A 6,372-nucleotide genomic window follows, 5' to 3' on the forward strand; every position below is an offset into this window, starting at 1 on the left:
CGTGACCCTACCAGATCGTCGACAATTCGACATTATCAAGAGCGCCGTTGAACGGATGGAGGCAAATATGGGATCCAAAAGGCAAGAGCTGATTGAGGTGTTGGCCAAACTCGCCGATCTACTTGAAATCAAAGGCGGACAGCACTGGCGCGCTTGGTTGCTTCGTGCCAAAGCTCGTTTAGAAAATGCGGATTACTCCGGTATTGAATATTTGCTTCAAGCGTACGGAGGTATGGGTTCGTTCAATGACTTTGTTGCGCCACAGAGCGCTATAGAGGGGCAGCCCACCGGGAAACCCGGGTACGTTGAACTGAACGATGAGATAGATGCTTTAAGAACTGAGGCGTGGGAGATTGCAACAGACATAAAGCACAACCACGAAGTCCAGCGTACCTGACCATCGAATTCATCTCGGCTGACCGCATCAGGCAGATCTCGGCCAACTCCGGACGTTCGACCCGAGCTTTCGAATTGTTCACGATCGCTCTTCGTGACCGAGACCGATGCGCCAATGCTCGCTAGGCGGAAGCGCACCATTTGTGGAACTGCTCTCGGTGTCCATGAAGCCGGTAGCAGCCCATAAGGTCTTTAACTGATCTAGCGTACTGCCATGAGCACACTCATTGAATTAACCAAATCTCTGCACTTAACTGACATTGCCATTAATGCCATAGGCGGGTTCCTCGGCAGCGCTGTGCTGCTGTGGCTAGCGATGGGATGGCAAGGTATTAGAACCCTGAGATCCAGATTCGCGCGACCGACCGTTCTGCTACAGGCCCGCAAAACGCCAGAAAATATCTTTACAGGCATCGAATTGGGAGCCCCTGCGGAATGGGTCAAGGAGCAACTAGGGTTCCCGAATAGGATCGCCGAAAATTGGTGGGGCTACCGATTTTCCGACTCCCTGGTTGCTCTTACATTCGACGCAAACCATTCTCTGTTGACGCTCGCTGTAGCACTCACAGATGAAACAACGACCTTCGATTTTCCAGCAATGCATTTCGATTGCCCACCACTAGGGAAGCTGGTCCTGTCTGACCTTGATGTGGATCATCTTTCATTAGAGTTCCGTGAATCGACCCGGCATAGCGAGCTACTCATCAGCGGCCGCGAGGGGCTTGGCACTACATCGCTTTCGGAGTGCTAAGTCCGCACTTCCCGGGACCTATGTTGGAAGGTGATTTTCACTGGAGTAAGGACGAAGCCGTGCTTATGAGTCCCGCCGATCAAGTGAAAATCAATTGGGCCGCGGTGTCGGCAAGTTCAGAAATTGGCACGTTCCCTTGGGATTTTGGACTGAGGTTGTAATGAATTGCCACAGTCTTCCGTGGAAGCTGAAGGTCCGCTTCAGGTCGGAACCAGCCGACGGGCCAAGGGAAAGCATCGGCCAGTAACAGTCGATCGTGAGCGTCTGCTCGAAGTCTTACACTTAACCGATATGGCATCCATGCACGAATTGGTTCTTCGGCTTTATCAAGGCAACTGGGACGACTCCCTGAAAGTCGCGGTCGGCCTTGTCGATAACGCTGGTGCTGTGGATGCAGTCCGAGAACTGGTCACGAGTCGTGGCTGGCGTGAGCGAGTTGCAGCGGCAAAGGTCATTAGTGCATTTCACTTGGTGGAGTTTGTCGCGCCGCTAATCCAGACGTTTGTGGCCGAGCCAGAGACCTACACCGCAAAGGCGTTCGCCTACATGCTCGTCAGCGTGAAAACGCATGAGCGAGACCAACTGCTTGCGGTTCTTCGTTCCGCATGTCCGGGAACGGATTACGGTCATCATCTTCTCGATACTATCGATAAAGCTTTGAACGAGGCAAAGGCCGACGACCGTTGAACGCCCGCTTTGTTGATCGTGCCCAAGTTTGCTATGGGTCGGAATGGTGTAGACGGCAGACGGCCAGCACCCGGCGCTTAAGCTGCCCTGCCTTCGGTGGTCATCTTAGCTTTTTCGTTAGACGCTTATCGCTACTGTAGAGGTTCCAGAATGACTGAAGTCGCTGAAATGTCCGGAGAGCAGATCGAGGCAGAGGTTTTTGCCAAGCTTGATCAGTACAAGGATCGAAGCGCATTTGAACAGTACGCCATATTTATGGGCAAGGCCCAGATGCTGGAGTTTGGCCTCAAGGGATTGCTTTCCCGAAAGTTCAACGTCTCACATGAAGAAATGGAACGCTGGACACTCGGCAAAACTAAGAACGAGCTCAGGGATCGGGGACTTCGACCGGATTTCATCCGGTTATTGGAGGGCGTCGTAGATCGCCGGAACGTGATGGCGCACGAGTTCTTAGTCAACATTGAGATAACTCGCCTGATCGCCAACTTCAGCGACCGAAAGCTCTACGGTGATCTATTCCGCGCACTCTATGAACTCGAGCAAATAATCATCCTTCACGATTGGTGTGAGGCAAATGATGGCTGGCTAGCACGCGTTTAACCCAAGTGTTAGCGAATGTTTGCAGTGGGTCGTCAACGGCCGGAGGGCGAAGGCCGTAGTTGGCCAAAGACCGTCTTTTGAGCATGCTTTAAATTTCACAAATCTGATTGGGCTGAGGGGCGGATGACATCAATCGACTGGACTAGTTTCGGCATACTTCAGGGCGAGGGCGCAAGCGAAGATTCGATAGCAGAGGTGGAGCGACGAATAGGTTGCCCGCTTCCGGCCGCGTATGTGGATTTAGCAAGATTCCGAAACGGCGCCAGCCCGGAGATTGCTGCATTTCGCTTCGGAGAGGACGAGACTTGTATCAGTGATTTTTTTGAGATTACCAGTTCCCCGGATCTACTCTCTGTGTTGTGGTACCGTAAGCTCCCCCGTCAAGTTGACACTTTAGAAGTAGAACCCACGGTTGCGAGCAGTCGCTCGCGGTACAGCGCTGGGGGCAGGTTTCCCAGCGCGTCATGTGGCCGCTCCTCGTTGTAGCTGCGAATCCAGTCGTGCGTGATCTCTCGAACCTGCTCAAGCGATTCAAACAGCGAGCGGCTCAATACCTCGGATCGATACGACCGGTTAAAGCGTTCAATAAAGGCATTCTGATTCGGTTTGCCGGGTTGGATATAACGCAATTCAATGCCTTTCTCAGCGCACCAATCCGTCAACGTTTAAGACGTCAGCTCCGGGCCATTGTCTAGGCGAATCGCTTTAGGCAACCCACGCCATGCCTCAAGTTGCTCAAGCACCCGCACAACTCTTGTCGCCGGCAAGCTCGTGTCGACTTCAATCGTCAGCGCCTCTCTCACGGCTTCGTCCAACACATTGAGCGTGCGGAAGCGTCGGCCTTGGTACAGGCTATCGCTCATAAAATCCAACGACCAAATCTGATTCGGTAATGCCGGTGCATCGAGCGACTGGAACGTACGGACCAAACGCTTCTTGGTCCGCCTCGGCAGGTTGAGCTTCATGGCGCAATACACCCGCCATGTCCGCTTGTGATTCCAAGCGTGGCCGCCGAGCTTAAGCCGATCATGACATTTCCAGAAGCCCCAGCGACCATGCTTGGCGACTACCGCGTTGAGCGCATCGACAACGGGCGCGTCACGCAGTGCGCGATCCTGGGGTTTGCGGTAATACGCCGCCCGCGATATGGCGACCACTCGGCAAGCACGCTGCACGGATTGCCCTTCGCTTACCAGCCGGTCAACCACATCCCGCCGTTCGGACGGCGCTACAGCTTTTTTAGTACAGCCTTGATCGCCTCATTCTCCAGCGCTAGCTCTGCGTACATACGCTTGAGCCGGTTGTTCTCCGATTCAAGCTCCTTGACGCGTGCCAGCTCCGAAGCTTCCAGGCCACCGTACTTGGACTTCCATTTGTAGTACGTCGCCGAACTGATGCCGTGCTTGCGCCAGATTTCATTGACCGGCACACCCGCATCCGCTTCCTTCAGGATCTCGACGATCTGACTTTCCGTAAACCGTGATGTCTTCATTCGAACCTCCCAGCAAAATCCTGCCCGAAAGTTCTACTTTTGTCCTGTCTCACTGATCGGGGAGCTTACGGTACCTGCGACCCGGGGCAATCGCCAATCTCCCGTTGAAATTTCTCCCAATCGCAAGGGATGTCTCGGACAGCTTGATCTGCCTGAACTATGCGTTGACACCGCCCACTGTAGAATTTCTAGATCAAGACACTGGCGTAATGCATTTCGTTTCCGACAGTTTTGAAGCATTCGTCGCGAATTGGTACGCATAACACGGAATTTTTGGGGAGGCTGACGTCCGTGACGGCTCGCAATGGTTCGAAAGCAGCCTCTCAGGAGTGGCTGTAGTCAGCCAACTCCCGCCGTTCAAAAAATTTCTGCAAAGCAAACGCTCAACTAGATGTTCATTGCATGAATGTCATTAGTACAATGCCAAGCTGTCCGGTTTCAGTCCCTTGCCCACATGCTGCATAAATGCCTTTCCCCTGAAACGCCCAGCAGGCAAGGATTGCGGCTTGTCCTGCGCTCCAGCTTATTGGACAAGCGCCGGAATATTCGACATTTTTTTCGTCTACTAATCGTTGGGCGTTACAACAATTGATTCATAGGTATCAATGACTCTAACCACATCAGATTGGATCGGAATCTCCGGGGCTGCAGCCACGATCGTTGCAGCTCTTGTTGCTTGGTTTGTTTCTGCTTGGTCCACCAAAAAGTCACTCACCACACAAACCCTTGGCTATCGCATGAATCTATCTCCATTGCTCGCGATGGACAGAGTGCCGGGAGGCAAAGCTTCGCTAAAAATTGAATTCAACGGCGAACAGCTAGTTGAGCCGATGCTTCTTTCCGTCGACATCATAAATCTTGGCAACCGCGCAATTGAACAGCCGCCTATCGTCGTAGAGGCAGTTGGTGCGACATATGTAATTCCGATCTACATCGAGGATGCTCCGCCCGGTTACGAAGACCTTTGGGAGCTCAAACGTACAGATGCCGAGCAATGCGCCATTCACCTTGAACACATCAACCCTGGTCAGGTTGTCAAAGCGAGGTTTTTCCTTGATGAGGTTCCAAAGCAGATGCCAGTCTTTAAGTGTCCGATGAAGGACGTGAACGTCACCGAAGTCAAATCTCTTGAAGTCGGTCCGCTAGCATCAGCGCTTCTTGATGTGATATCGCCGGCCACGGCGTCTGCGGTCAAGGTTCTACTCAAGTGACGCCCAACCCATCATTTCACCGAACCTTGCGCATAAACCCACGCAGGGCCGGTGAATTCAAACGTTAGGCCTCACCACACCCGCCGCGCTATGCCTGAGATTACTTATCAACGCTCTGATGCAGTTCTCTGCTTCGAGAACTTCAAGGATGCTGCCCTCTACTTTGACCGCGTGCTCCCCTTGAATATGGGGCGCATGCGCGGCGATTCGGATGTCGGTGACATCCTTGTTGGCTACCCTGAGGAAGTCCCCTCAGCCGCGCTCTCACATCTCATTGATGGGATCGAAGGCAATACCAAGACCTACGGCCACGCGACACGAATCATTGAGTTCACGTCGGCACGCTGGGTTGACTTCGCACGAAAGGCCGAACCATATGCGCGTCTCTGGGCGGGGAAGCCCGGGACGCGAGATGAAACAGACAGTGCCGAAACGCTCAACCAGTACGAGAAGCTTCGGAGCTCTTACCTGGCCAACGACGAAGTCCCCGGACACCCGCCGATTCGCGCAATCTTTCAGGAGTACGCGCGGTCTTTGGGCTTTGAGGAAGTCTGCGTTTCCGTCCCGGCACGCACCGCTGCGGTAGCTACATGCGCCGATCCAAGCCTTACGCTGTCCCAGTTGAAGCTTGTCGACACTGCCACCGCTGATTGGCGCCAAATCATTGAGCTTCGCAAAGACAAGGAGTCGCACCAGCGTCTGATTCGCTTGCGGCTATTCATGCACTCCAACTACACAGGTCGGCCATTCGCCTTCATTGAAGATGATCTTGCTCGTCGAATCCATGAGTACGAGGCCGCCGCGAGAAAACACGGACTCAAGACCGTTGTGTCATCGCTCACTGTGCTACTCAACGCCAAGGACCTTCAGGCCTCTTTGGGCGCGGGACTTGTAGCGGGTCTCTTTGGTGGTTCACTAGCAGCCCTCGGCACTGGCTTGGCGGTGGAAGTCGGTCAGATAGCGGTGCATGTTGCTGATCGCCTGCATGAAATGCGTGACTGGCGCTCGGGACACGAGTTGGCCTACCTCATCGAAACGCAAGCAAAACTCGCCAGTGGCAAGTGATGCCCAACCCATCATTCGAGGCGACCTGCGCAAAAAGCCGCGCAGGCGCCTCAACTTCACGCTCCTGAATGTCCGCCCCGTTACTATGTTCGCACCTCGATAATCGAGGTTTTGGCCAGCCAGGCCCGGCATGATTCCCGCCCCCAGTCGTAACCATGATCCGGGGGGTG

At 53.9% G+C, this 6,372-nt stretch carries 7 protein-coding genes and 1 pseudogene; 7 read left to right on the forward strand and 1 reads right to left on the reverse strand.

Going from position 1 to position 6,372, the window contains the following annotated elements; translation table 11 throughout:
* The first annotated feature begins 1 nt into the window (after position 1).
* From ACIPHM_RS14340 to ACIPHM_RS14360, 5 genes are all read left to right on the forward strand, one after another.
* On the forward strand, positions 2–397 hold the full coding sequence (locus ACIPHM_RS14340; RefSeq protein ID WP_400329048.1) for a helix-hairpin-helix domain-containing protein: 396 nt from the start codon (positions 2–4) through the stop codon (positions 395–397).
* A 213-nt stretch (positions 398–610) separates the two neighbouring features.
* Positions 611–1,147 (forward strand): hypothetical protein, encoded by a 537-nt coding sequence (locus ACIPHM_RS14345; RefSeq protein ID WP_400329051.1) that lies wholly within the window; start codon positions 611–613, stop codon positions 1,145–1,147.
* Positions 1,148–1,327: 180 nt separating this feature from the next.
* Positions 1,328–1,834 carry a hypothetical protein gene (locus ACIPHM_RS14350; RefSeq protein WP_400329054.1) on the forward strand — a complete coding sequence of 169 codons (507 nt, stop codon included), beginning with the start codon at positions 1,328–1,330 and terminating at the stop codon, positions 1,832–1,834.
* 150 nt (positions 1,835–1,984) lie between these two features.
* The gene (locus ACIPHM_RS14355) at positions 1,985–2,434 is read left to right on the forward strand and encodes a hypothetical protein (RefSeq protein WP_400329057.1); all 450 of its coding nucleotides are present in this window, start codon (positions 1,985–1,987) and stop codon (positions 2,432–2,434) included.
* 123 nt (positions 2,435–2,557) lie between these two features.
* Positions 2,558–2,920 carry an SMI1/KNR4 family protein gene (locus ACIPHM_RS14360; protein WP_400329060.1) on the forward strand — a complete coding sequence of 121 codons (363 nt, stop codon included), beginning with the start codon at positions 2,558–2,560 and terminating at the stop codon, positions 2,918–2,920.
* On the opposite strand, the pseudogene ACIPHM_RS14365 reads toward ACIPHM_RS14360, so the two are convergent.
* Positions 2,815–3,926, reverse strand: a pseudogene (locus ACIPHM_RS14365) (IS3 family transposase). The gene ACIPHM_RS14360 and the pseudogene ACIPHM_RS14365 sit on opposite strands and share 106 nt — an antisense overlap.
* Before the next feature lie 605 nt (positions 3,927–4,531).
* On the opposite strand from ACIPHM_RS14365, the gene ACIPHM_RS14370 reads away from it, so the two are divergent.
* Together ACIPHM_RS14370 and ACIPHM_RS14375 are read left to right on the forward strand one after the other, a co-directional pair.
* Positions 4,532–5,137 (forward strand): hypothetical protein, encoded by a 606-nt coding sequence (locus ACIPHM_RS14370; RefSeq protein ID WP_400329063.1) that lies wholly within the window; start codon positions 4,532–4,534, stop codon positions 5,135–5,137.
* A 90-nt stretch (positions 5,138–5,227) separates the two neighbouring features.
* Positions 5,228–6,202, forward strand: coding sequence for a hypothetical protein (locus ACIPHM_RS14375; RefSeq protein WP_400329066.1), 975 nt, complete (start codon positions 5,228–5,230; stop codon positions 6,200–6,202).
* The last annotated feature ends 170 nt before the right edge of the window (positions 6,203–6,372 follow it).

It is taken from the genome of Pandoraea sp. NPDC087047 (assembly GCF_044745225.1).
Lineage (GTDB): Bacteria > Pseudomonadota > Gammaproteobacteria > Burkholderiales > Burkholderiaceae > Pandoraea.

Coding starts and splice junctions, on each gene's coding strand:
- ACIPHM_RS14345 (WP_400329051.1), top strand. CDS start 611: ATGAGCACACTCATTGAATTAACCAAATCTCTGCACTTAACTGACATT.
- ACIPHM_RS14355 (WP_400329057.1), top strand. CDS start 1,985: ATGACTGAAGTCGCTGAAATGTCCGGAGAGCAGATCGAGGCAGAGGTT.
- ACIPHM_RS14360 (WP_400329060.1), top strand. CDS start 2,558: ATGACATCAATCGACTGGACTAGTTTCGGCATACTTCAGGGCGAGGGC.
- ACIPHM_RS14370 (WP_400329063.1), top strand. CDS start 4,532: ATGACTCTAACCACATCAGATTGGATCGGAATCTCCGGGGCTGCAGCC.
- ACIPHM_RS14375 (WP_400329066.1), top strand. CDS start 5,228: ATGCCTGAGATTACTTATCAACGCTCTGATGCAGTTCTCTGCTTCGAG.